General features: G+C 46.1%; 19 protein-coding genes and 1 tRNA gene. 14 read left to right on the forward strand and 6 right to left on the reverse strand.

The genetic code is table 11. From position 1 onward, the window contains the following. Positions 1-246: 246 nt before the first annotated feature. Positions 247-2349: a glycoside hydrolase family 13 protein gene (locus tag LKD42_RS05775; RefSeq protein WP_248835081.1), complete on the forward strand. Its 2103-nt coding sequence runs from the start codon at positions 247-249 to the stop codon at positions 2347-2349. Positions 2350-2560: 211 nt separating this feature from the next. Here LKD42_RS05775 and LKD42_RS05780 read toward each other — a convergent pair. Next, positions 2561-2633 (reverse strand) — tRNA-Gly (locus LKD42_RS05780). Positions 2634-2979: 346 nt separating this feature from the next. Between LKD42_RS05780 and LKD42_RS05785 the strand changes: the two genes are divergently transcribed. From LKD42_RS05785 to LKD42_RS05815, 7 genes are all read left to right on the forward strand, one after another. Next, positions 2980-4722: a B12-binding domain-containing radical SAM protein gene (locus tag LKD42_RS05785; protein ID WP_248835082.1), complete on the forward strand. Its 1743-nt coding sequence runs from the start codon at positions 2980-2982 to the stop codon at positions 4720-4722. Continuing rightward, entirely contained in the window at positions 4719-5438 is a 720-nt protein-coding gene (locus LKD42_RS05790; RefSeq protein WP_248835083.1) for a 3'-5' exonuclease, read from the forward strand. The genes LKD42_RS05785 and LKD42_RS05790 overlap by 4 nt, the downstream gene beginning before the upstream one ends. 151 nt (positions 5439-5589) lie before the next feature. Continuing rightward, the gene (locus tag LKD42_RS05795; RefSeq protein ID WP_248835084.1) at positions 5590-7233 is read left to right on the forward strand and encodes a VanW family protein; all 1644 of its coding nucleotides are present in this window, start codon (positions 5590-5592) and stop codon (positions 7231-7233) included. A gap of 24 nt (positions 7234-7257) precedes the next feature. Next, positions 7258-7782 (forward strand): AIR synthase-related protein, encoded by a 525-nt coding sequence (locus tag LKD42_RS05800; RefSeq protein WP_248835085.1) that lies wholly within the window; start codon positions 7258-7260, stop codon positions 7780-7782. A 14-nt stretch (positions 7783-7796) separates the two neighbouring features. Beyond that, positions 7797-8279 (forward strand): Lrp/AsnC family transcriptional regulator, encoded by a 483-nt coding sequence (locus tag LKD42_RS05805; protein ID WP_248835086.1) that lies wholly within the window; start codon positions 7797-7799, stop codon positions 8277-8279. Further along, positions 8276-9448, forward strand: a complete 1173-nt coding sequence (locus tag LKD42_RS05810) for a pyridoxal phosphate-dependent aminotransferase (protein ID WP_248835087.1) — start codon at positions 8276-8278, stop codon at positions 9446-9448. The genes LKD42_RS05805 and LKD42_RS05810 overlap by 4 nt, the downstream gene beginning before the upstream one ends. Further along, on the forward strand, positions 9448-9951 hold the full coding sequence (locus tag LKD42_RS05815; protein WP_022119183.1) for a tRNA (cytidine(34)-2'-O)-methyltransferase: 504 nt from the start codon (positions 9448-9450) through the stop codon (positions 9949-9951). The genes LKD42_RS05810 and LKD42_RS05815 overlap by 1 nt, the downstream gene beginning before the upstream one ends. Before the next feature lie 136 nt (positions 9952-10087). Here the strand turns inward: LKD42_RS05815 and LKD42_RS05820 are convergent, their stop codons facing one another. The 3 genes from LKD42_RS05820 to LKD42_RS05830 form a co-directional block, all read right to left on the reverse strand. Continuing rightward, on the reverse strand, positions 10088-11506 hold the full coding sequence (locus LKD42_RS05820) for a sensor histidine kinase (RefSeq protein ID WP_248835088.1): 1419 nt from the start codon (positions 11504-11506) through the stop codon (positions 10088-10090). Continuing rightward, positions 11503-12207, reverse strand: a complete 705-nt coding sequence (locus LKD42_RS05825; protein ID WP_022119185.1) for a response regulator transcription factor — start codon at positions 12205-12207, stop codon at positions 11503-11505. The genes LKD42_RS05820 and LKD42_RS05825 overlap by 4 nt, the downstream gene beginning before the upstream one ends. Positions 12208-12426: 219 nt before the next feature. Beyond that, complete coding sequence (locus tag LKD42_RS05830; RefSeq protein ID WP_022119186.1) at positions 12427-14811, reverse strand: endonuclease MutS2; 2385 nt, start codon at positions 14809-14811, stop codon at positions 12427-12429. A gap of 351 nt (positions 14812-15162) precedes the next feature. Here LKD42_RS05830 and LKD42_RS05835 point away from each other — a divergent pair, with 351 nt between their 5' ends. From LKD42_RS05835 to LKD42_RS15570, 4 genes are all read left to right on the forward strand, one after another. Next, entirely contained in the window at positions 15163-16449 is a 1287-nt protein-coding gene (locus tag LKD42_RS05835; protein WP_248835089.1) for a S1C family serine protease, read from the forward strand. Positions 16450-16538: 89 nt separating this feature from the next. Next, entirely contained in the window at positions 16539-17483 is a 945-nt protein-coding gene (locus LKD42_RS05840; protein ID WP_248835090.1) for a 3'-5' exoribonuclease YhaM family protein, read from the forward strand. Positions 17484-17545: 62 nt separating this feature from the next. Then, positions 17546-18934 (forward strand): 23S rRNA (uracil(1939)-C(5))-methyltransferase RlmD, encoded by a 1389-nt coding sequence (gene rlmD, locus LKD42_RS05845; protein WP_248835091.1) that lies wholly within the window; start codon positions 17546-17548, stop codon positions 18932-18934. Positions 18935-19164: 230 nt separating this feature from the next. Beyond that, the gene (locus tag LKD42_RS15570) at positions 19165-19293 is read left to right on the forward strand and encodes a hypothetical protein (protein ID WP_331464820.1); all 129 of its coding nucleotides are present in this window, start codon (positions 19165-19167) and stop codon (positions 19291-19293) included. Positions 19294-19373: 80 nt separating this feature from the next. Here LKD42_RS15570 and LKD42_RS05855 read toward each other — a convergent pair whose 3' ends face one another. After that, positions 19374-20759, reverse strand: a complete 1386-nt coding sequence (locus LKD42_RS05855) for an alanine/glycine:cation symporter family protein (RefSeq protein ID WP_248835092.1) — start codon at positions 20757-20759, stop codon at positions 19374-19376. A 313-nt stretch (positions 20760-21072) separates the two neighbouring features. Here LKD42_RS05855 and LKD42_RS05860 point away from each other — a divergent pair, with 313 nt between their 5' ends. Both LKD42_RS05860 and LKD42_RS05865 read left to right on the forward strand, forming a co-directional pair. Further along, the gene (locus tag LKD42_RS05860; protein WP_022118492.1) at positions 21073-22173 is read left to right on the forward strand and encodes a glycerol dehydrogenase; all 1101 of its coding nucleotides are present in this window, start codon (positions 21073-21075) and stop codon (positions 22171-22173) included. 202 nt (positions 22174-22375) lie between these two features. Next, complete coding sequence (locus tag LKD42_RS05865; protein WP_248835093.1) at positions 22376-23626, forward strand: Ig-like domain-containing protein; 1251 nt, start codon at positions 22376-22378, stop codon at positions 23624-23626. A 46-nt stretch (positions 23627-23672) separates the two neighbouring features. Here the strand turns inward: LKD42_RS05865 and LKD42_RS05870 are convergent, their stop codons facing one another. Then, positions 23673-24383, reverse strand: a complete 711-nt coding sequence (locus LKD42_RS05870; protein ID WP_248835094.1) for a phosphatase — start codon at positions 24381-24383, stop codon at positions 23673-23675. Positions 24384-24550 lie beyond the last annotated feature (167 nt).

Consider the following 24550-nt stretch of genomic DNA (forward strand, 5'->3'; position numbering starts at 1 on the left):
TTTGCTACACCCCATAAGAAGAAATACCTTCTCCAAAGAAAGACAGTTCATATGAACTGTCTTTTTCCCTTTTCTGGATTATTTCGTTGTGAATTTGAAAAATATGGTGTAAGATAGTAATAATTCTACAGTTTGAATGCAGGTTATGAACGTCTTGCAGGCGTTTCCTTTAAAATGACCGCAAAAGAGCCGTAAGAACGTGATACGGGTGTGTGAAGACGCTCCTGGTCTTCTTAGGAGGAAAATATGAACTTAGCAAATATAGAATATCAGGATAAGCTTCGTCAGTATGTGCTGCAGATGCGTCCTGTGTTTAAACCGAATGCACTTTTCAGCGATGAGACGGCAAATTATGTAACACCGATGGAACCTGATCCGGGCGACATTGTTACGATACGTTTCCGAACCTGGAAAGATAATGTTGATAAAGTATATCTGGTAAGCAATGACAGGCATCTTGCTATGGAATACGAAAAATCAGAAGGAGATTTTGATTATTTCAAAATCCGTCTGGTCATGCCGGAAGAATCTGTCCGCTATTTTTTTGAGATACATGCTGGCAAGATCCGATGTTTATACAACAAGATCGGTGTATCCAGGGATCGCCTCGATGTCTATGATTTTACAATCGCACCGGGTTTCCACACGCCGGAATGGGCAAAAGGTGCTGTTATGTACCAGATCTTTGTGGATCGTTTTTCAAGCGGAGACACGAACAATACCGTCGAAGACTGCGAGTACTATTACATCGGCGACTACTCCCGGAAGGTGACTGACTGGCGGAAGAATCCATCCTTTATGGGCGTGCGTGAATTTTACGGCGGTGACCTTCAAGGTGTGATGAACAAGCTGGATTATCTGCAGGATCTTGGCGTGGATGTTATTTATTTCAACCCGATCTTTGTCTCACCGTCCAACCATAAATACGATATCCAGGATTATGATTACATTGATCCGCACTATGGAAAGATCGTAAGCGACGGTGGCGAGACTCTGAAGGACGGGGATACGATCAATGCCCATGCTTCTAAATACATCAAACGAGTAACCGACAAAGCAAACCTGGAGTCCAGCAACACTTTTTTTGTTCAGCTGGTCGAAGAAATTCACCGCAGGGGCATGAAAGTGATACTGGACGGTGTGTTCAACCACTGCGGTTCCTTTAATAAATGGATGGACCGTGAGCAGATTTATGAGAATCAGGAAGGGTATGAACCGGGAGCTTATGTTTCCGCAGACAGTCCTTATCGCAGCTTTTTCAAATTCAATAACGACCAGGCATGGCCGTACAACCCGAATTACGATGGCTGGTGGGGACATGATACCCTGCCGAAGCTTTGCTATGAGCAGTCACCGAAGCTGCACGATTATATTTTGGAGATCGGAAAGAAATGGGTTTCCCCGCCGTTCAATGTCGATGGCTGGAGATTGGATGTGGCTGCTGACCTTGGATTTTCTAATGAATATAACCATCAGTTCTGGAAAGAATTCCGCAAAGTCGTAAAAGAGGCCAATCCGAATGCGATCATTCTGGCAGAACATTACGGCGATGCCAAGTCCTGGCTTCGCGGTGATGAATGGGATACCGTTATGAATTATGATGCCTTTATGGAGCCACTGACCTGGTTCTTTACCGGAATGGAAAAGCACAGCGATGAGTTCCGCGGCGACCTGCTCGGCAATGAAGCAGCATTTACCGGAGCAATGCGTCATCATATGGCAAGCTTTCTGGCACCATCGCTTCAGGTGGCGATGAACGAGCTTTCCAACCATGACCATTCCCGTTTCCTGACCAGAACGAACCACAAAGTAGGGCGTGTGGCGAACTTGGGATATGAGGCAGCCTCCCAGGATATCAACGTGGCGGTCATGCGTGAGGCCGTTGTGATGCAGATGACCTGGCCGGGAGCACCGACGATCTATTACGGCGATGAGGCCGGAGTCTGTGGATTTACCGATCCGGACAACCGCAGGACCTATCCGTGGGGCGAGGAAAATCACGACCTGATCACATTCCACAAAGAAATGATCCGTATCCACAAAGCATGTCCTGTGCTGACACATGGCTCCCTGAAATTCCTGGAGCAGAGACATAACGTACTTTCTTATGGAAGATTCTCGCAGGACGAGCAGATGGTTGTGGCATTTAACAATGATCTGAATGAGCAGACGATCACCCTGTCTGTATGGCAGGTAAATGTGCCGCAGCATAACTGTAAAATGGAACGCCTGATGCTGACGCATGCACAGGGCTATACGACCGAGCAGTACTTTACAGAAGTGCATGGCGGAAAAATTGAGCTGACATTGCCGCCACTGTCCGGGATTGTGCTCCGACACGGGGAATAAGAAAATAAAAACAGTTGATAAGATAAAAAATCCGGAAGCCTTTCTTTTGATTAAGATAAAAGGTTCCCGGGTTTTTCTACTGTCAGGGAAGAATGCGGGATAAGACGGAAAATACGGTTTTGGGAAAGCTGGCGGATTTCAGATTAGGTATGACAGGTATTATGAGTAATTTAATGAATTAAAGCGATAAAGCGAAAAAATAAAAAATAAAAGCGCGAGACGGGACTCGAACCCGCGGCCTCGACCTTGGCAAGGTCGCGCTCCACCAACTGAGCCACTCGCGCATTTCTTTGTGTTTGTAAGTTGTGTTCCGCAACTCACAGGTCATATAATACAATAGAAATATGCATTTGTCAACAGGAAATTTTAAAAAAATTCAAAAAAAATAAAAAGTTTAAATTTTTGCGACGATTCAATGCAAAAGGGGGATTTTGAGGATGAGCATCCGGGTACATGGATGCCGGAAGACACGGCAAAACGGAATCCGCTTGACAGATGTATTTCTTTGCGTGATACTTAGTTGAAAAACATCCGGGGGAAGAGAGCGGATGAACAGGAAGTTTAATCAAATCAGGTAATGTCCGGCGTTCGGCTTGAAGTGCAGGGAGTTGCCTGTATCAGGAGGATGGCATGAAAATATTGCTGGTCGCAATCAATGCGAAATATATACATTCCAATCTTGCGGTGTACTGCCTGAAAAGTTATGCGGCAAAGAGAGGAATTGAGGTGGAACTTACGGAATATACGATCAATCACCGACGAGACGATATTCTGATGGATATTTATCAGAGAAAGCCGGATGTGGTGGCATTTTCCTGCTATATCTGGAATTTGGAATTTGTTCAGGATATTGCAGCAGATCTGTACAAGGTTCTGCCGGATCTGGAAATCTGGGGAGGCGGACCGGAGGTTTCCTATGATGCAGAGAAATTTCTGGCGAAGCATCCGGAATTTCGCGGCATTATGAAAGGCGAGGGTGAGCGGACTTTTTGTGAACTTGCCGGACTTTACCAGATATATGGAAAAGAGGCGGTGAACAAACTGGACGAGTGCCATGGTATTGTATGGCGGGACCCGAAAGGGGAGATCAGTCAGGGACTGCCGCAGGCACCGATCAGTCTGGATGAAGTTCCTTTTATATATGAAGAATATGAAAATATGATGCCGTTTGAGAATCGTATTCTCTATTATGAGACGAGCAGAGGCTGCCCGTTTTCGTGCAGTTATTGCCTTTCTTCGATCGATAAGCGGGTGCGGCTTCGAAGCATGGAGCTGGTAGAGAAAGAATTGCAGTTTTTCCTGGATCATAAAGTGCCGCAGGTCAAGTTTGTGGACCGGACATTTAACTGCAATCACAGACACAGCATGGCAATCTGGCGTTACATCAAAGAGCATGACAATGGCATCACAAACTTCCATTTTGAAATTGCGGCAGATATTTTAAATGAAGAAGAAATGGATCTGCTTGCCACATTCCGGCCGGGACTTGCCCAGCTCGAGATTGGTGTGCAGTCCACAAACATACAGACCATCCATGAGATCGACCGTGTAATGGATTTTGATATGGTTACACAGAAAGTGCAGCGGGTGGCAAGTGCCGAAAATATCCATCAGCATCTGGATCTGATTGCCGGGCTGCCGTATGAGAATCTGGAGAGCTTCAAAAAATCCTTCAACGATGTCTACCGTCTGCGGCCGCAGCAGTTCCAGCTTGGCTTTCTGAAAGTCTTAAAAGGCTCAAAAATGCATGAGAAGGCAGGAGAATACGGGATCGTTTACCATACACGCCCTATGTACGAGGTTTTATCGACAAACTGGCTGACTTACGATGAAGTCATCTATTTAAAAGGCATAGAAGAGATGGTTGAGGTTTACTATAACAGCTGTCAGTTCCGCTGTACAATGCTGGCACTGGAGGCGGAGTTTGACACACCGTTTGCCATGTACGAGGCACTGGCAGAATATTATGAAGAAAACGCTCTGAACGGCCTGAAACATTCACGCATGGGACGCTTTGATATTTTGCACGATTTTATTCTTTCCTATGTGAAGAAAGAACATGCACCGAAATATGAGGATGATCTTCTGATGGATCTTTACTTGAGGGAAAAGAGCAAGAGCCGTCCGTCCTGGGCTGCGGATCTTTCAGGATATAAGAGCGAGATCCAGGAATTTTTCAGAAAAGAAGCGGAGGAAAAGCGTTATCTGAAAGACTACGAAGGCTACAGCTGGAAACAGATCCTGAATATGACGCACGTTGAGGTCGATTCGAAGGGAAAATGGACGCTGTTTGATTATAAAAGGCGAGATCCGCTCACAAAAGATGCAAAAACGTATCGGATTCTGGAACGGAAGGAAGAGGAAAGGGTATGATAAGAGATTATGTGGCACTTGACCTGGAAATGACGGGACTGAGCCCGAGAAAAGATGCGATCCTGGAGATCGGTGCGGTGAAAGTCCGGGATATGGAAGTGACGGAAACCTACACTGCCATGGTAAATCCAGGATTTCCGGTTCCGGAGCATGTCACAGAGCTGACCGGGATCACGACCGAAATGGCACAGCAGGGCAGGGAAATCCACACGGTATTGCCGGAATTTCTGGAATTCTGTGGACAATCCGTGATCCTTGGGCATAACATAGGCTTTGATTTTGGATTTCTTCAGCAAAACGCGGCAAACATGGGGAAAACCTTCCCGGATATGGCGATCGATACCCTTGCGATCGCACGCAAATTTCTGCCGGAACTGCCAAGCCGGAAGTTAGGTGATCTGTGTGATCATTATCATATCCGGGAGGAGAGATGGCACCGTGCGTGCGACGATGCGGATGCGGCGAGCCGGCTGTATCAGAAACTGGCAGAAGCATTTTCTGAGGAAAACGAAACTTACTTTGAGCCGAAAAAACTTACTTATAAGGTAAGAAAAGATGCACCGGCGACGAAAATACAAAAAGTCTACTTGAATGATTTGATGAAATATCATAAAATAGAAACGAATGTTGCCCTGGATCTGCTGACGAGAAGTCAGGCTTCCAGGCTTACAGACAGAATCATATTACAGTATGGGAAAATGATAAGGGGTGATTGATATGATGCATTTTCGTGACAAAAAAACAAAACGGATTCTTTCCGGGATTCTCGTGGTACTGATCGTGATCGCGATGGTACTTCCTACGCTGGCAGCTGTTATTGGAATGTTTTAAAGTATCACACAGGTGATATGGAGGTAAATGATTATTATGAAAAAAATCGGAGTTTTAGGACTGATGGCAGCACTGGCTGTTACAGGTGCAGTTGCTTTTTTGCCGAAAGGGGTTATGGCTGCCGAAGATTCTGATCAGACGATCAGCCAGGGCGTATATATCGGAGACGTGGATGTCTCCGGGATGACGCAGGAAGAAGCGAAAAAAGCAGTGGAAGATGGTATGAGCGAAGCGAAAGCGGCGAACATTACCTTAAAAGTAGATGATCAGGAGACCGTGGTAAGTGCAAAAGATCTCGGACTTTCCTGGGCAAATGAAGAGGTTGTGCAGGAGGCGGCGGAGCTTGGCAAATCCGGCAACATCATCAAACGTTACAAAGACAAAAAGGATCTGGAGAATGAATCCAGAAAATATGACATAGATTATTCTGTAGACAGAAGCAGCATCCAGAAAGTTCTGGAGGAAAAAGAAGATGTCTTCAACCGGGAACCGACCGATGCACAGCTTTCTACGGAAAATGGTGCTTTTGAAGTCGTTCAGGGCGAGAATGGAATTGAGCTGAATGTGGAGAAATCGGTCAAAAAGATTTTGAAATATCTCAAAACTGACTGGGACGGCAAAAATACTACGATCGAGCTGGCGGCCGATATCAAAGAGCCGGAGTGTACAACGGAGGATCTGGCGAGCATCACCGATGTACTCGGAACAGCCACTACATACTACGGATCGACCACAGGCAGAAACAAAAATGTAGAGACAGGTGCAGAGAAGTTAAACGGACATATCCTGATGCCGGGAGAAGAGTTCTCCGTAACGGATGCAGTCGTTCCGTTTACTGAAGAGAACGGCTACGAGCTGGCTCCTTCCTATGAGAGCGGAAAAGTCGTAGACAGTTACGGCGGCGGTATCTGCCAGGTTTCCACAACACTTTACAATGCAGTTTTAAATGCAGAACTGGAAGTGCTGGAACGCCACAATCATACCATGATCGTTACTTATGTGGATCCTTCCAAAGATGCGGCGATCGCAGAGGGGCTGATGGATCTTCGTTTTGCGAATAATACGGACTATCCGATTTATATTTCCGGCTATGCTTACGGCGGTGAGCTGACGTTCACGATCTATGGCCATGAGACAAGAGATCCAAATCGTACGGTAGAATATGTCAGCGAGACAACCGGAACAACGACTGCGGATGGTGTAGCACTCTATGCCACGGATCAGCCGGTCGGCTACTTAAGCCAGACACAGGGAGCACTGCAGGGGCTTACCGCAGTTCTGTGGAAATATGTTACCGAAAATGGTGAGACGACAAAAGAACAGGTGAACTCCAGTACGTATCAGGCAACGCCGGTCTGCTATGATGTCGGAGTAAATACGGATAACCCGACTGTGGCAGCGGCGATCCAGTCTGCGATCGCAAACAATGACCTGAATCAGGTTCAGGCGATCATAAGCGGAAATTACGGACAGACAAGTACAGCGACAGCGGATCAGGCACAGAGTGAGTCACAGGCACAGGATCAGACACAAAGTGAATCACAGGCAGCGGATCAGCAGCAGAGCGAATCACAGGCACAGAGCGATTCCGCAGCAGACAATACGCAGGGTGGAGATGGAAGTTCCACACCGGATGTGGCACTGCCGGATGACCCGACAAACGGAGCTGTTATTGAGTAAAAAGTTGATAGAAGGATATAAACTATGGATCTTGTTTTGACAAAATGGATAGCATTAAAAGGCACTTCCGCCCTTGCTTCGTGCAGGGCAGAAGAGCTGTCCAGCCGTTTTCCGTCCGTGATGATACGTGATGCGGCAGGGTTTACCCGTTATCTGTCCACAGAGCGAGAGTACCAGATCTCAGGAGGGTATGGTGCTGCCGCCATTTACCCGCTTGGAAAAGGCGGGGTATTAGGCGGGCTCTGGAATATGCTGGAGCAGATAAATGCAGGTATGGAAATTGATCTTCGGAAAATATCGATCCGCCAGGAGACTGTGGAGATTTGCGAGTTTTTTGACCTGAATCCCTACTATACCGATTCCACCGGGGCACTTCTTGTGGCAGTGGAAGACGGATTTGGGCTGGTTTCCGTGCTGGAACGTGAAGGGATTCACGCAGCCGTGATCGGAAGAACGAACGATGGCAATGACCGTATCATTTATAATCAGGGAAAAAAGAGATACCTGGACCGTCCTCAGAAGGAGGAACTGGAAAAGGTGTTCGATTAGAAGGAGGCTTAAAAATGAGAGAACAGATATTGACATTTTTAGAAAAAAACAGCCGTATTGATCCGAAAGAACTGGCTATTTTACTTGGCAGCGATGAAGTAACGATCATGAATGAGATCGCAAAGATGGAAGAGGAAAAGGTCATCTGCGGTTATCACACACTGATCGACTGGGAAAAGGTTTCCGATGAGAAAGTAACCGCTCTGATCGAAGTGCGTGTCACTCCGATGCGTGGACAGGGATTTGATTCCATCGCAGAGCGTATTTATAATTATCCGGAGGTAAGAAGCGTATATCTGATCTCCGGTGCCTATGATCTGATGGTCATTCTGGAAGGAAAGACTCTGAAACAAGTATCAGGTTTTGTTTCTGACAAACTTTCCACACTGGATTCTGTTTTAAGTACAGCCACTCATTTCATCCTGAAAAAATATAAAGATCACGGAACGATTTTTACAAAGAAAAGCAAAGATGAAAGGATGCTGGTGACACCATGAAAAATGTAATTTCCGATAAAGTTCTGGGGCTTCAGCCTTCCGGAATCAGAAAATTTTTTGATATTGTAAGCGAGATGGACGATGTCATTTCGCTTGGTGTGGGCGAACCGGATTTTGATACGCCGTGGCATATCCGTGATGAGGGTATCTACAGTCTGGAGAGAGGAAGGACTTTCTACACATCCAATGCAGGTTTAAAAGAGCTGCGTGAGGAGATCTGCAGATATTTAAGCCGCAGATGCAAAGTTGACTATACGATCGACGAGGCGCTGATCACCGTAGGCGGAAGTGAGGCGATCGACCTTGCGATGCGTGTACTGTTAAATCCGGGCGATGAAGTGCTGATCCCACAGCCAAGTTTTGTATCTTATCTGCCGTGTGCTGTTTTAGCGGACGGTGTTCCGGTTGTCATCAACCTGAAAGCAGAGAATGAGTTCCGTTTAACGGCACAGGAGCTGGAGGATGCGATCACCGATAAGACAAAACTTCTGGTACTGCCGTTCCCGAACAATCCGACCGGTGCGGTTATGACAAGAGAAGATCTCGAAGCGATCGCAGAAGTGATCATCCGCCACGATATTTACGTGCTTTCTGATGAGATTTATTCTGAGCTGACCTACGCAGGAGATCATGTATCGATCGCAAGTCTGCCGGGCATGAAAGAACGCACGATCACCATGAACGGATTTTCTAAGGCTTACGCAATGACAGGATGGAGACTTGGCTATGCGTGCGGACCAAGGGAGATCATCAAACAGATGACAAAGGTACATCAGTTTGCGATCATGTGTGCTCCGACCAACAGCCAGTATGCAGCCGTAGAAGCACTGAGAAACGGCGATGATGATGTGATTAAAATGCGTGAATCCTACAATGGCAGAAGACGTTATCTGCTGCATGCATTTGCAGAGATGGGACTGCCGTGCTTTGAGCCGCTTGGAGCTTTCTATGCATTCCCATGCATCAAAGAGTTTGGCATGACTTCCGATGAGTTTGCATCCAGACTGCTGAAAGAGGAGAAGGTCGCTGTCGTTCCGGGAAGTGCATTTGGTGAGTGTGGCGAAGGGTACCTGCGAATTTCCTATGCTTATTCACTGGAAGATCTTAAGAAAGCACTGGACCGTATGGCAGATTTCGTGAAGAGACTGAAAGAAGAGGGCAGCAGATAATGGCAAAGCTGAATATCGTGCTCTTTGAGCCGGAGATTCCGGCAAACACCGGAAATATAGGCAGAACCTGTGTGGCAACCGGGACAAGACTGCATCTGATCGAGCCGCTTGGCTTCCGCTTAAACGAAAAGGCATTAAAGAGAGCCGGGATGGATTACTGGAAAGATCTCGATGTGACTACTTACATTGATTATGCGGACTTTCTGGAGAAGAATCCGGGAGCAAAGATCTATATGGCGACGACCAAGGCAAAGAAAACCTACACGGAAGTGGCCTATGAGCCGGATTGTTACATTATGTTCGGAAAAGAAAGTGCCGGGATCCCGGAAGAAATTCTGGTAGAGAATCAGGAGACGGCGATCCGTATCCCGATGATCAATGATATCCGCTCCCTGAATCTTGGCAATTCTGTGGCGATCGTGCTTTACGAGGCACTTCGCCAGAACCACTTCGACCATATGCAGCTGGAAGGCGACCTGCACCGGCTGCACTGGAAGGGATGAGAAGCTGCGGAGGTTTTCTTAATGTGCAAACGAAATGCATTGAAAAACATAGTGCGTAAAATAAGACAGCCAATGGCGTACTATTTTTTACAAAACTATTTTTGCAACGTTCATTTGCACATTTACAAAATCTCCGTCATTTTTTGTTCTTGCTGCATGGCAGTGTAAATGTAAACTCGGTTCCTACGCCCTGCGTGCTGACAACGTTGATATTTTCACCGTGGGCCTGGATGATCTCTTTGACGATCGAAAGGCCAAGTCCGGTGCCTTTTTTATCTTTTCCTCTGGATGGATCGCTCTTATAAAAACGCTCCCATATTTTATTTAAGCTGTCCTTTGCGATGCCTTCGCCGGTGTCTTTTACGGATACAAAGACTTTTCCGTGTTTTTCCAGAGAAGAGATGTAGATCAGAGAATCTGGATGACTGAATTTTACGGCGTTGTCGATCAGATTATAGAGAACCTGCTGGATTTTTCCGACATCGGCATTGACGTACAGTGACTCTTCTTCGAACGTAAGCTGGAAAGAAATGTGTTTGTCCCAGCACAGGCTGCGGAAGGTTTCCACAGTCTGGCGGATGATCGCATTGATGTCGAAATCTGCAAGTTCCAGGTACGTTCCCTTATCATCGAAGTTGTTGAGAGTCAGCAGTCCTTTTGTGAGCTTGGTCAGACGGTTTGTTTCTGAGAGAACGACATTGAGGTATCGCTCCTGCATTTCCGGTGGGATCGTGCCGTCCAGCATGGCTTCTACGTACCCTTTGATGGAAGTAAGCGGAGAACGGAAATCATGCGAAATGTTGGAAATAAATTTTCGCTGGCTTTCGCCGGAGTTGTTCAGCTCGCCTGCCATGTAATTCATAGAAGCGGCAAGGTAACCGATTTCATCGTTGGATTCGACCGGGATCTTGTAGTTCAGGTTGCCGGCGGCATATTCATCTGCTCCGTGTATGATGCGGCGGATCGGAAAATATACTACAAATGTAAATGTAATCAATACGATCAGAGAAAGAGCCAGGATCATAGCCAGTGTGATGTAGGAACAGTTGAGAATGGAATTTTTCTCCGTTTCCAGTTTGTTCTTTTCATAATGGACTGCAATGTAGCCTTTCGTGATGTAGTTGGATGTGATCGGTGCGACCACACTGAGCATATCTTCATCAAAATAGTCAAAAAAGCGACCGGTTTGATAATAATTGCCGGACAGGGATACCGGATCAAAAGAATCCAGCTGCGTGATCTTTGACTGATCATAGCCGACAGCCGTATCGATCAGGATCTTGCCATTACTGTCCATCAGCCAGAGTCGCATGGACTGGTAAGAGGCGACGGCCAGCAGATTCGTGTAGGTGTCCTGCAAAGAAGCCCGCTCGGTATAATTCTGTGCGAGCCTTCCGGCAGCGATCACATTTGCTTCGCGGTACATGCCTTCTGTCCTGTTTTTGATCAGATGCTTTTCCACAAGCGAAGAAGTGATGCCCGCTACGGATACAAAACTCAGTACGGCGAAACAGATCCATGCCAGAATGAGTTTTGGGTAAAGTCTGCGTTTCATATGTTTTTAACCTCAAATTTATAGCCGATACCCCATACGGTGGTCAGTGCCCAGGAATCATTTCCTTTGATCTTTTCCCGGAGACGTTTGATATGTACGTCAACCGTACGGGTATCGCCGATGTATTCATAGCCCCAGATGTGATCCAGCAGCTGTTCTCTTGTGAAAACCTGGTTTGGTGAAGAAGCCAGAAAATAGAGCAGTTCCAGTTCTTTTGGCGGCATGTCAACGGTAGATCCTTTATAGATAACAGAATAGTTGGTCTGATTTACGATCAGATCCGGGTATTCCACGATCTTGCCGGAATTCTGTGAACTGGAAGATTTCTCTGGCTGGAAACGGCGGAGAACCGCTTTGACTCTGGCAACCAGCTCCTTGGAATCAAACGGTTTGATCATGTAATCATCTGCACCAAGTTCCAGACCGAGTACCTTGTCAAACACCTCACCCTTTGCAGATAAAATGATGATCGGCACGGAAGAACGCTGACGCAGTTCGCGGCATACCTGATAGCCGTCCATGCCCGGAAGCATCAGATCCAGTAGGACCAGATTCGGTCCGTAAGTATCAAATTCACGCATGGCACTTTCGCCGTCGTGAACAATTCGCGTGTTAAAACACTCTTTGGTGAGATACAAAGAGATCAGCTCTGCAATGTTCTCATCATCATCAACAATCATAATCTTTTGTCTGTTTACCATAATATATACTCCTCATGTTTTTAAATAATATTTAATAATGCTAAGGTCAAAAGCCTGAAACCACGATGTGCTTGCACAGGAGTGGTTTTATGGCTTAATGACCTGCACCGATATGAGCATAAAAGTGGAGCGTAAGCTTCACGATATGCGAATGTCGGATAGAATTGTGAGAGTACGAAGTACGGAACAATTCTTAAGGCATTATTGATTTTAACAGTTTTATTTGAACTCCACGATCGTAACTCCGGCATCACCCTCGCCGAATTCGCCAAGGCGATAGCTCTTGACATGCTTCTGGCGGCGGAGATAATTGTGAACACCTTTTCGAAGTGCACCGGTACCTTTTCCGTGTACGATACGGACGGAAGGAAGGTGGGCAATGTAAGCATCGTCAAGATATTTATCCAGCTCCATGATCGCCTCGTCGACGGTCTTTCCGAGTAGATTGATCTCTGTGCTGACAGATGCCGATTTGGACATTTTGATCTTGCCGGAACCGGTCTTGCTGAAATTGCCTCCGGTGATCACGGTATCATCCAGTTTTTCCAGATCCCGGATGTTTACCTGAGAACGCAGGATTCCCATCTGAACAAACAGGTTGCCTTTTGCATCCGGCAGCGTGCTGACCGTACCTTTGAGGTTCAGGCTCAGTACCTTTATGCTGTCGCCGATGTGCAGATCTTTGGCGGTAAGCTGTTTATGCGATTTTTTCGGAGCCGCATTCTTCGCAGAAAGCTTTTTGTCAACTGTGGACATTTTCTCACGTAGTTTGCCGCGTTCCTTTTCCATGTCTTTGGCAGACACGCCGGCAGCCTTTCCATATTTCTGGAAATTGCGGATCGTAGTATCGGCATAATCTTTGGCTTCCTGCAAAATATTGCGTGCCTGCTCATTTGCTTCACGGAGAATTTTGTCGCGGCTTAAGTCCAGTTTTTCCTGTTTGGATTCAAGACGCTGCTTTAATTCGCGGATCTCTTCTTTATAGGAATTGATCTGGTCACGTTCCTGTTCTATTGTAACACGTTTTTGCTCCAGATCAGCAAGTAAATCTTCAAAATCTTCATCCTGTTTGGTCAAATGTGTTTTTGCTTCCTCGATAATGTCCTGTGACAGACCAAGTTTCTGAGAAATCGCAAAAGCATTACTTTTACCCGGAACACCGATCAGCAGCCGGTAAGTCGGACGCAGAGTTTCCACATCAAACTCGCAGCAACCGTTTTCCACGCCCGGTGTGGAAAGTGCAAACACCTTTAATTCGCTGTAGTGCGTGGTTGCCATAACGCGGGAACCGCGGCGATGCAGGTTGGAAAGGATCGCGATCGCAAGGGCTGCACCTTCGGTCGGATCGGTTCCGGCACCAAGCTCATCGAACAACACGAGCGAACGGTCATCCGCTTCTTTTAAGATCGATACCGTATTTGTCATATGGGCGGAAAAAGTACTGAGACTCTGCTCAATGCTCTGCTCATCGCCGATATCCGCAAAAACTTCGTGAAATACGGAAAGCTCTGAGTGGTCAAATGCCGGGATATGCAGTCCGGCCTGTCCCATCAGGGTAAAAAGTCCGACTGTTTTCAGGGAAACGGTTTTACCGCCGGTATTCGGACCGGTGATGATCAGCAGTTCAAAATCCTTACCGAGCTGAATGTCGATCGGAACGACTTTCTTTTTATCGAGAAGCGGATGTCTTCCTTTTTTGATGAGGATACGGCCTTCCTCGTTGAAATCCGGCTGTGTGCCGTTCATTGAGCGGGAGAGCTGTGCTCTGGCAAAAATAAAATCCAGTTTTGTCAGAAGATCCAGGTCATCACGCAGAGCTTCGGTTTCTTCACCACATCTGGCACTTAAGGTGGCAAGGATCATCTCGATTTCTTTTTCTTCTTTTAATTCCAGTTCACGCAGGTCGTTGTTCAGTTTGATGACAGCCATCGGCTCCACAAACAGGGTAGAACCGGTGGAGGACTGATCATGGATCATGCCCGGAATCTGTCCGCGGTGCTCTGCTTTGACCGGGATACAGTAGCGTCCGTTTCGCATGGTAACAACCGCATCTTGCAAGTAGGTGCGGGCGGAGCCATTTACCATCGTCTGGAGCTGAGCGTGGACCTTGTCGTTGATCTGACGCATGGAGCGGCGGATCTTGAACAGTGCAGGACTGGCATCGTCATTTAATTCCTCCTCCGAGGCGATACATCTGCGAATCTCGGAAGAAACCGGTGTCAGAGGCTGCAGTGCCTGAAACATAGCTTCCAGAGAATCCTCAAAATCAGGATCACGGTCATTTCTGGAATAAGCCTTTACCTTGCTGCAGACATCAAGAAGACTGCAGATCGAAAGCAGTTCATTGATACCGATGATCGCACCAATCTCCAGACGCTTGATGGAGCCGCGGATGTCGCGGACGCCGCGGAACGATACCGCACCTTTCTGATAAATACGGGAAAGGGCATCGCTTGTCTCCTTCTGGAGAGCCTGAATCTCGTACAGATCCGTGGATGGCTGCAGATTGCGGCACATCTCTTTTGCAAGTGCCGAACCGGCAAATTCTGTGAGTTTGTCAATGATTTTATTATATTCTAAAGTTTTTAAAGCCTTTGGGTTCATATAGCATACCTCTTGTAGTGATGTGTAACAAAAGATGCCATACGAATTGTTCCGTACTTCGTACTCCCACAATTCTTCTACGCTCCGCTTCGGTCGGTGCTAAACATGTGCCACTGGCACATAGCACCCGCCATTCGCATATCGTGAAGCTTCTGCTTCACTTTTATGCTCACGTCGGGCGGGGCATTAAGCCATAAAACCACTCCTGTGCAAGCACATCGTAGTTTCAGGCTTTTGCCCCTGGCATCATATAATTATAACTTTACTATTTTTCTATTGTACCCTATAATGTGGGTATGGTCAAAAGGTATTTTGAGCGAAAAGCCTATAATAGCAGAAGGGATCAGGTATATGGGTGAGAACGAGAAGAAAGAGTTTCATTTTATCAATGAACAGATCAAGAAAAAGCCGTTCTACCGACGTAAGTGGTTTACGCAGGGGGCAGCGGCGATTGCCCTGGCACTTATTTTCGGGGCGGCGGCGGGCGTGATGTTCGCGATCGTACAGCCGTGGGCGAGCAATCAGTTTGGAAAGCCGGATGAGCCGACACAGATCGTGATGGTTCAGGAAGAGACACATACTCAGGAGACAGAAACCGGACAGACAGAGCAGAAAGCGGATGACGAAAAGGAGACGGCAAAAGGCAGGAAAAAGAACAGCAAAGAAACAGATGCAATCGAAGAATACCGCATGCACTATGATCAGATGAAAAATGTGGTAGATTCTGCAGAAAATTCTCTGGTAAAGATTAAAAGCTATGTGGCAAAAATGGACTGGTTCAGTGAAAGCTATGAGAATGTGACGGAGACTTCCGGACTGGTGTTCCGCGTGGACAGCAACTGGCTTTACATCCTGACTTCCAGTCGTTTTATCAAAAGTGCACAGCAGATCACAGTAACCTTCCCGGACGGAGAGGTCGCAGATGCAGCTGTCAGACGGCAGGATACGGTGACAGAGCTTGCGATTCTGGAGATTCCGCTCAAAAGTATAAAGGAATCCACGATCCAGAGCATTTCCGCAATTTCGATCAAAGGAATTTCCAGCGTAGAAAAAGGAGAACCGGTGATCGCAGTCGGAAGTCCAATGGGATATACAGATTCGATCAATTATGGCATGATCACTTCGATTACGGAGTGTGAAGATGTGGACGGAGAGTATAAGGTGATCGCAACGGACATGGCGGCCAGCGATATGAGCTATGGATTTCTGCTGAATCTGGATGGAAATATGGTCGGCATTGTGGCACAGAAATTCAAACAGACTGGTGCGGCAGATACGTTGATTGCACTTGGCATTTCTGATATCAGTTATCTGCTGGAAATGCTGGCAGCAGGCAGGTCGCTTCCTTATACCGGTGTGGTCGGAAAGAGCGTCAGTGCCGATGTGGCAGAGCATTTCAGCGTTCCTTACGGTATTTATGTCAAGAAAGTGAACACAGATTCACCGGCCATGTATGCCGGGATACAGGCAGCCGATGTGATCACAGAGATCAACGGGGAAAGCGTTGGCTCGATGTCCGAGTACGAAGACATTCTGCGGAAATATCAGGAAGGTGATACCTTAAAAATCAAGGTCCGCAGAAAAAGTATCGGCGGTTATGCCGATGTAGAAATGAAACTGGTCATGGGAGCCAGATAACGAAACAGATAAGATCATGGTACCGGCAGCAAGTGATCTGTCCTGCACGGAACCATTCATGTTTATTTAATAAGAGAAAGGTCAAAACAATGAAATATATTGAAACATTGCACGAAGGCGAGAGACTTTCAGGAATTTATCTTTGCAAATACAGACAGTCTGCGATGACAAAAAACGGCAAATCATATGAGAATGTGATCCTTCAGGACAAAACAGGAGTGATCGATGCCAAAATCTGGGATCCGAACTCTCAGGGAATTGAGGATTTCGATATGCTGGACTATATCGATGTGGTTGGAGATGTCACAAGTTTTCAGGGAGCATTACAGGTTTCCATCAAAAGAGTACGAAAAGCAAGAGAAGGCGAATATATCGAAGAAGATTATCTGCCGGTCAGCGAGCGAAACATTGATGAGATGTACGAAGAGCTGCTCACGTATGTGCATAAAATCGAGAATCCGTATCTGAAGCAGCTTACAGACAGCTATTTTGTGGAAAATGAAGCTTTTATCAAAGCGTTCAAAGGACATTCTGCGGCAAAGAGCGTGCATCACGGATTTGTGGGCGGACTTCTGGAGCATACCTTAAATGTGACAAAACTCTGCTATTACTATGTAAAACAGTATCCGTTTTTAAATAAAGACCTTCTGTTGTGTGCGGCACTGTTCCACGATGTGGGAAAAATGAAAGAAATCTCCAGATTCCCGGAAAACGATTACACGGATGACGGACAGCTTCTCGGCCATATCGTGATGGGCGTGGAACTGGTCGGAGCAAGTATCCGCCGCATTCCGGGTTTTCCGAAAAAACTGGCAAGTGAACTGAAACACTGCATTCTGGCACATCACGGAGAACTGGAATACGGTTCCCCGAAAAAGCCGGCACTGGCAGAAGCACTGGCACTGAATTTTGCAGACAATACCGATGCAAAACTCGAGACATTTAAAGAAGCATTAAAGAGCAATAACGATAACAATGACTGGCTTGGTTATAACCGCCTGTTTGAGTCAAATATCCGCAAGACAAGTATCTGATCAGACAATGTGAAACACTTAAAGAAGCCGGAAAAGTTTCTGTTCATGGAGGAATTAAATTTATGAAAAAAGACGATATGCTGGAAATTACCATAGAGGATATCAGCTCAGACGGTTCCGGCGTGGGAAAAGCAGATGGATTTGCACTTTTTGTCAAAGACACGATCCCGGGCGATCAGGTGAAAGTCAAAATCATGAAAATGAAAAAACGTTATGGCTATGCAAGGCTGATGGAAATTCTTGTGCCGTCACCGGACCGCATCCAGGCACCGTGTCCGGTTGCCAGACAGTGCGGCGGATGTCAGATCCAGCAGATGTATTATGAACGTCAGCTTACCTTTAAAGAAAACAAAGTCTGCAACAATTTAAGACGCCTCGGCGGTCTGGATCTTTCTGCGATGGAAGTAGAGCCGATCTGCGGCATGGAAGAGCCATTTCACTACCGCAACAAAGCACAGTTTCCGATCGGCCGTGATAAAAACGGAAAAATCATTGCCGGATTTTATGCAGGCCGCACGCACAGCATCATAGCAAACACCGACTGTCTGCTCGGAGCAGAAGAAAATGAAGCAATCTTAAACGAAGTCATTTCGTGGATGGAAGTCTGTAAAGTAGAGCCATATGATGAAAAGACCGGAAAAGGGCTGGTGCGTCACGTACTGATCCGCAAGGGATTTACCACAAAAGAACTGATGGTCTGCCTCGTGATCAATGGCAGAAAGATTCCCCAGGTTGAAAAACTGGTGGACAGGCTTCAGAAGATCGAGGGCATGACCGCAATCATGGCAAATGTCAACACTGAGCAGACAAATGTGATCCTCGGAAAAGAAATCCAGCCGATCTGGGGTCAGGATTATATCGAAGATTATATCGGAAATGTCAAATACCGCATTTCCCCGCTGTCTTTCTATCAGGTCAACCCGGTACAGACTGAAAAGCTTTACGGAAAAGCACTGGAATACGCCGATCTGACCGGTAAAGAAACCGTATGGGATCTCTACTGCGGCATTGGAACCATCTCTCTGTTCCTTGCACAGAAAGCAAAACAGGTTTACGGCGTAGAAATCGTGCCGCCTGCCATCGCAGATGCGAAAGACAATGCCAGAAGAAACGGCATCCAAAATGCAGAGTTTTATGTCGGCAAAGCAGAAGAAATCCTGCCTCACAAATACGAAACCGAAAACGTCAAAGCCGATGTGATCGTAGTCGATCCGCCAAGAAAAGGCTGCGATGAAGCCCTGCTTGAGACCATCGTCAAAATGCAGCCGGAAAGAGTCGTCTACGTCAGCTGCGATTCCGCGACACTGGCAAGAGATCTGAAGTATCTGACCGCGAACGGATACAAAGCAGAACGCCTGGCAACGGTCGATATGTTCCCGATGACGGTGCACGTAGAAAGTGCAGTAAAACTTGTGAGGGAAAACCAACGAATAGAAACAAGGGTGAAATAACAATCCGGAATTTCCGGATTGTTCAAACCGAAGGTTCTCGTCAGGTTACACGCGATACCAAGGACTACACCATCAAAGGCTGGGTGATGGATGATGAATGACTGAAACGAGGAACGAAAGCTTTACATGATCCGAAGCTGAGAGCAGAGCTTCTGGCAACGAAGAAAGCATCACAGCCATTTGCGGCATTTTGCAGCAAATGCAGGGAACTTGGATATGAGATTTATGATATGGATCTGATCACGGCAGGGGAAGAGGCTTATGCAGCCATGCGGCGAAGCACAAACGGGGGCGGCGAGAATTCTCCGATGCTGGAAGTGGAAGATGACCTTTACGAGCTGTTTTTTGCAGGATTGTAGGCGAATGTAAGAAGAACCATATAAAAAGACCTCATACAATTCTTTTGAATAAGGATTGCATGAGATCTTTTTTTATGAAATTATTTTTTCGCAAAATATTCTTTTGTCAGAGCGATGGCAGTTCCGGAAAGAAGGAAGATACCGATCAGGTTCGGGATTGCCATAAGTCCGTTGAAGGTCTCGGCGATGCTCCAGAGAAGTCCGAGATCGAACGTTGCTCCGATGATAGCTACCAGTGAATAGGCGATCATAAACGGTTTTACTACTTTCTCGGAAAACAGGAACTCAATACAGCGTGCACCGTAAAGTCCCCAGCCGATGATCGTGGAGAAAGCAAAACAGCACATGGCAACTGCGGTAAAAACAGATACCCAGTTTCCGTAGGTAGAAGTGAATCCGGAGATTGTCAGCTCGGCACCTGCGGCAGCTCCGTAGTTGATCGGAACACCGCTTACCAAAATGACAAGGGCAGTCAGAGTACAGATAACGATCGTGTCGGCAAATACTTCGAAAATACCGAACATACCCTGTTTTACCGGTTTGCTGGTATCAGCACAGGCATGGGCGATAGAACCGGTACCAAGACCTGCTTCATTGGAAAAGATACCGCGGGATACACCTTTTTTCAGGCTGAGGAAGAAACTTCCGATCACACCGCCGGTGACGGCAGCCGGGTTAAAAGCTCCATAAACGATATCATGGAATACAGCAGGAACTCTCTCAAAATTCAGTACAACCACACCGATCGCAAGAACGATGTACAACAGTGCCATGAACGGAACCAGTTTTTCGGAGACACTTCCGATTCGTTTGATACCGCCAAGCAGAACCATACCGACAAGAAGCATGATCACAATACCAAGAACCAGATTCAGCGTTTTGGATGCAGATTCTGGAATGATGTTGAAATTGATCAGAGCAGTGTCGATCGCAGTAGTGATTGTATTTACCTGTGTGGCATTTCCGGTACCGAAAACGGTCAGTACACCGAAGGCGGAATAAAGAATTGCAAGGATCTGCCATTTCTTGCTCAGTCCGTTTTTGATGTAGTACATCGGACCGCCGACATAATCACCCTTTTTATTTCGTTCGCGGAAATGAACGGCAAGTGTGACCTCAGTGAATTTCGTGCACATTCCAAGGATTGCGGAGATCCACATCCAGAACACGGCACCCGGACCGCCGATCGCGATCGCACCGGCGACACCGGCGATATTTCCGGTACCGACCGTTCCGGCGAGGGCCGTACAGACAGCCTGGAAAGGAGTCATGGAGCCGTCAGAAGCTTCCTTCTTTTTGAAAATTCTTCCGAGCGTGGTTTTCAGTGCATAAGGGAATTTGCGAATCTGGATAAATCCGGTCCGCAGGCTTAGATAAAGCCCAACACCGATAATGCAGATCATCGCCGGGACCCCCCAGATGAAGTTATTAACGGCATTGTTGATGGATTCGATTGTCTGAAGCATGATAGTAATCCTTTCTTAAGATAATGTATAATTATAAATCTAACACTTTTACGAATATATGTACAGAAAAAAATTCGTATACCAGCCTTAAAAACAAGAATTCCAAAATATTTTTCTGTTTTTTTGGAAAAAAGCATAAAAATTCAGCAGATATATGGACGGCAATCTGGCCGATGCGTCCAAGTAAGTTTGGGCTTGAAAATGTACAATGCAATTATTATAATAGAGACAGATTCCATTACAAAAGAATCCAAACGCAAAAGCCAGATGCGGATAACGACTTTTGAGGACAAAAAGAAAAGGAGTGTTAAAAATGGCAAAAATTTTAATCAGCCCGTCTAAATATTTACAGGGTGCAGGGGAAATGAAAAAAATCGGAACTTATGCGTCCAACTGCGGAAAAAAAGCACTGGTTCTGATCAGCAAAGGCGGTTATAAGAGAATCGGAAAAATGATCGAAGACAGCTTTGCAGAAAGTACATGTGAAGTGGTTTTTGATTATTTTAACGGAGAATGTTGCAACAGTGAAATAGACCGTCTGGTAAATATTGTAAAAGAAAATCAATGTGATCTTGTGATCGGTATCGGCGGAGGCAAGATCTTTGATACAGCGAAAGCAGTTGCATATTATGCAGGCACACCGGTATTTATCTGCCCGACGATCGCATCAACTGATGCACCGTGCAGTGCACTGTCCGTTGTTTATACAGAAGAAGGTATCTTTGAAAAATATCTGTTCCTTCCGGCCAATCCGAATCTGGTTCTGATGGACACCGATATTATCACAAAATCACCGGTACGCCTTACAGTAGCCGGTATGGGAGATGCACTTGCAACTTACTTCGAGGCGAGAGCATGCAAACGCAGCGGTGCAACTTCCTGTGCAGGCGGAAAGACAACGGAAGCAGCGATGGCACTTGCAAAACTTTGCTTTGATACGCTGATGGAAGAAGGCGTAAAAGCCAAAATTGCACTGGAAGCAGGTGTATGTACACCGGCAGTCGAAAAAGTGATCGAAGCGAACACGCTCCTTTCCGGTATCGGATTTGAAAGTGCCGGACTTGCGGGAGCACATGCGATCCACAATGGATTTACAGTACTGGAAGAATGCCACCATATGTATCATGGAGAAAAAGTTGCATTTGGAACACTTACTCAGCTGGTACTGGAAAACGTTCCGGAAGAAGAACTGGAAGATATCATTTTGTGGTGCATCGAAGTCGGACTGCCTGTTACCCTGGCAGAACTTGGTGCCGGCAATGTGACAGATGAGCAGCTGATGGAAGTTGCAAAGACCGCCTGTGCGGAAAATGATACACTTCACAATATGCCTTTTGAAGTGACACCGGAAACTGTATTTGCAGCAATTAAAGCAGCAGATGCTTATGGAAAATATTATCTGGGTGAAGAATAAGATATAAGATCATCACATAGTTGAATGTGATATTATAAGAAGACCGGAAGGATATGAAAAGTGTTCCTACCGGTCTTCTTACAAAATTTTCTGTTTTCTGTGGAACGAATAAAGATATCAGGTATTGCAAAAAGAACAAATGTTTTCAGTACACTGTTTCACAAAGATATTGAACAAAAAAGCTCAAGGAGGTACGAAAGAGATGAAAAGGAAATGGATCGCATTAGTACTCAGTGTGTCGGTACTGGCAGGAACGGCAGCTGTTCCTGCATTTGCTTCGGAGATGCAGCAGGAGATCTCGGAGATGCCGGCAGTGGAAACACTTCAGGATCATACGCTTGCAGAGACGGATTCCGTGGAGGAGAACTGTGTTCTGGTTGGACTGAAAGGCAGCTATCTGGCAAGTGCAGATGCGGCATTGGAGCGGATCAATGAAATCCGAAAAGAGGCGTGCAAACAGGGCGTTCAGGATCCGCGTGATCCGAACCGAAAGCTTACGATATCAGATTATGTGCCGGTCAAATGGTCTTCTGATCTGGAATATATCGCAAGAGTCCGGGCAGCAGAAGCATCTGTGTATATGGATCATCAAAGACCAAATGGAACGATGTGTTTTTCACAGGCATCACCAAATGGGGTGAAGAGCTGGGGAGAAGTTCTGGCATGGAATAACAGCAATGATATGATTACCGGAATCGATCAGTGGTACGGTGAAAAGCAGGACTGGGTAAAACAGACCGGTGGAGTGACAGGCCATTATACATCGATGATCAATCCGAACAATCTTTATGTTGGACTTGCAACCTTCATTTGCCCGGATGCAGATTTCAAAAATACGACATCCGGGGAGTTCAGTTTTGAAACAGGACTGGATGAAGGACAGGCAAAAGCAGTAAAGAATAAAGTGCAGAAAATCCAGGTTCAGAACCAGGATGTAAAGGCATACATGGAGCCTTTTAAAGAGAAACTGGCCTCTTCCAAAACGGTGCAGGCGAAATTTTATGCAAATTACAGAGGCTCTGGGTTCTATCAGTCACGCACACACAAACTCTCTTTTGAGGACACAGTAGAGTGGAGTTCTTCCAATCCGAAAGTGGCAGCTGTAGATGAAAAAGGTGTAGTTACCGGTGTGAGTGCAGGAACAGCCAAAATTACAGCAAAATGCGGTGTTTTCGAAGAGTCCAGAACAATCCGGGTGACCGGGGATGCCAAAGTCCAGGTAAAAAAGATTACGGGTGTACCGAAAAAGAAAACCCTGAAAAAAGGCAAAAAATGGAGCATCAAAGCAAAGGCAACGCCAAAGAATGTGGCAAAACTTACATATAAATCCTCTGATAAAAAGGTTGCATTCGTAAATGGAAAAGGTGTTGTAAAAGCAAAGAAAAAGGGAAAAGCGACGATTACGATAAAAGCCGGCAGCCTGAAAAAAACGTGTAAAATTACCGTAAAGTAACATTCTTAAAAAATGCCCGCTTTTGCGGGCAAAAAATAATCAGAGCTTATACGCCGATAAATGCTCTCAGTTTTTCTATATCATTTGTTAAGATCAAAGACTCATCAAACTGCAGTTCTTCCAGAAGTTTGACGGCGAGATCAAAACGTCCTACCCAGCTCGGATCATGGGCATCGGAGCTTATAATAATCGGAACTTGCTGCTGCTCACAGAGTTTCAGCATCTTCCGATAATTTTCATAGCAATTCAGACGGCGGTCTTTTTTGACCAGCGAACTGTTGTTGACTTCTAGAGCGACCCGGTACTGTTTGGCAGCTGAAACGAGACGTTCATAGTTAAGTGGTGTATGATCATCATCCGGGTGAGAGACAAAATGTACTTTCTCATTTTTCATACATGCGATCAAGTTGTCGGTGTTCTTTTCTTTTCCTTCATCAGTATAACACTCTTTGTGGATTCCGACGATTGCATAATCCAGAAAATCAATATATTTCTGTTCCAGAGACAGTTTTCCGCCATTTAAAACATTGATTTCACATCCGTGCAGGATCTGTACATTCGAAAGCACGCGAGGGATGACTGTGAGATTCAGATAATAAAAAGGATCGACCGTTCCCGGAATGCCGGGTGCGTGTTCTGTGATCCCGATCAGTTTCAGATTTTTTTCACCTGCAGTGGCAGCCATTTCGCGTATCGTTCCGTATGCATGTCCGCTGACAAGGGTGTGCATGTGCATATCTGCAATTAGTTTTTTCATAAAGAAAGACTCCCTTCTGTACAGAGATTGTTTCAGATTTTTGATTTCAGAATTTTGCTTCCTGAAAAGGATGCCTGCGAAGTACTTTGCACAATTCCGACATCTGATATTATAACGCTTACCATGTGAAAATCAAGAATAACGCAGTTTCCGGTTGAAAGAAAATG

It is taken from the genome of Hominisplanchenecus faecis, from assembly GCF_020687205.1.
Taxonomy (GTDB): Bacteria; Bacillota; Clostridia; order Lachnospirales; family Lachnospiraceae; genus Hominisplanchenecus; species Hominisplanchenecus faecis.

Excerpts from the sequence above, each read along its gene's own strand:
- LKD42_RS05795 (WP_248835084.1), top strand. The coding sequence starts at position 5,590 with ATGAAAAAAATCGGAGTTTTAGGACTGATGGCAGCACTGGCTGTTACA.
- LKD42_RS05820 (WP_248835088.1), bottom strand. The coding sequence starts at position 11,506 with ATGAAACGCAGACTTTACCCAAAACTCATTCTGGCATGGATCTGTTTC.
- LKD42_RS05855 (WP_248835092.1), bottom strand. The coding sequence starts at position 20,759 with ATGCTTCAGACAATCGAATCCATCAACAATGCCGTTAATAACTTCATC.
- LKD42_RS05810 (WP_248835087.1), top strand. The coding sequence starts at position 8,276 with ATGAAAAATGTAATTTCCGATAAAGTTCTGGGGCTTCAGCCTTCCGGA.
- LKD42_RS05830 (WP_022119186.1), bottom strand. The coding sequence starts at position 14,811 with ATGAACCCAAAGGCTTTAAAAACTTTAGAATATAATAAAATCATTGAC.
- LKD42_RS05865 (WP_248835093.1), top strand. The coding sequence starts at position 22,376 with ATGAAAAGGAAATGGATCGCATTAGTACTCAGTGTGTCGGTACTGGCA.
- LKD42_RS05805 (WP_248835086.1), top strand. The coding sequence starts at position 7,797 with ATGAGAGAACAGATATTGACATTTTTAGAAAAAAACAGCCGTATTGAT.
- LKD42_RS05870 (WP_248835094.1), bottom strand. The coding sequence starts at position 24,383 with ATGAAAAAACTAATTGCAGATATGCACATGCACACCCTTGTCAGCGGA.
- LKD42_RS15570 (WP_331464820.1), top strand. The coding sequence starts at position 19,165 with ATGGATCTGATCACGGCAGGGGAAGAGGCTTATGCAGCCATGCGGCGA.
- LKD42_RS05785 (WP_248835082.1), top strand. The coding sequence starts at position 2,980 with ATGAAAATATTGCTGGTCGCAATCAATGCGAAATATATACATTCCAAT.
- LKD42_RS05775 (WP_248835081.1), top strand. The coding sequence starts at position 247 with ATGAACTTAGCAAATATAGAATATCAGGATAAGCTTCGTCAGTATGTG.
- LKD42_RS05860 (WP_022118492.1), top strand. The coding sequence starts at position 21,073 with ATGGCAAAAATTTTAATCAGCCCGTCTAAATATTTACAGGGTGCAGGG.
- LKD42_RS05825 (WP_022119185.1), bottom strand. The coding sequence starts at position 12,207 with ATGGTAAACAGACAAAAGATTATGATTGTTGATGATGATGAGAACATT.
- LKD42_RS05800 (WP_248835085.1), top strand. The coding sequence starts at position 7,258 with ATGGATCTTGTTTTGACAAAATGGATAGCATTAAAAGGCACTTCCGCC.
- rlmD (WP_248835091.1), top strand. The coding sequence starts at position 17,546 with ATGAAAAAAGACGATATGCTGGAAATTACCATAGAGGATATCAGCTCA.
- LKD42_RS05790 (WP_248835083.1), top strand. The coding sequence starts at position 4,719 with ATGATAAGAGATTATGTGGCACTTGACCTGGAAATGACGGGACTGAGC.
- LKD42_RS05840 (WP_248835090.1), top strand. The coding sequence starts at position 16,539 with ATGAAATATATTGAAACATTGCACGAAGGCGAGAGACTTTCAGGAATT.
- LKD42_RS05815 (WP_022119183.1), top strand. The coding sequence starts at position 9,448 with ATGGCAAAGCTGAATATCGTGCTCTTTGAGCCGGAGATTCCGGCAAAC.
- LKD42_RS05835 (WP_248835089.1), top strand. The coding sequence starts at position 15,163 with ATGGGTGAGAACGAGAAGAAAGAGTTTCATTTTATCAATGAACAGATC.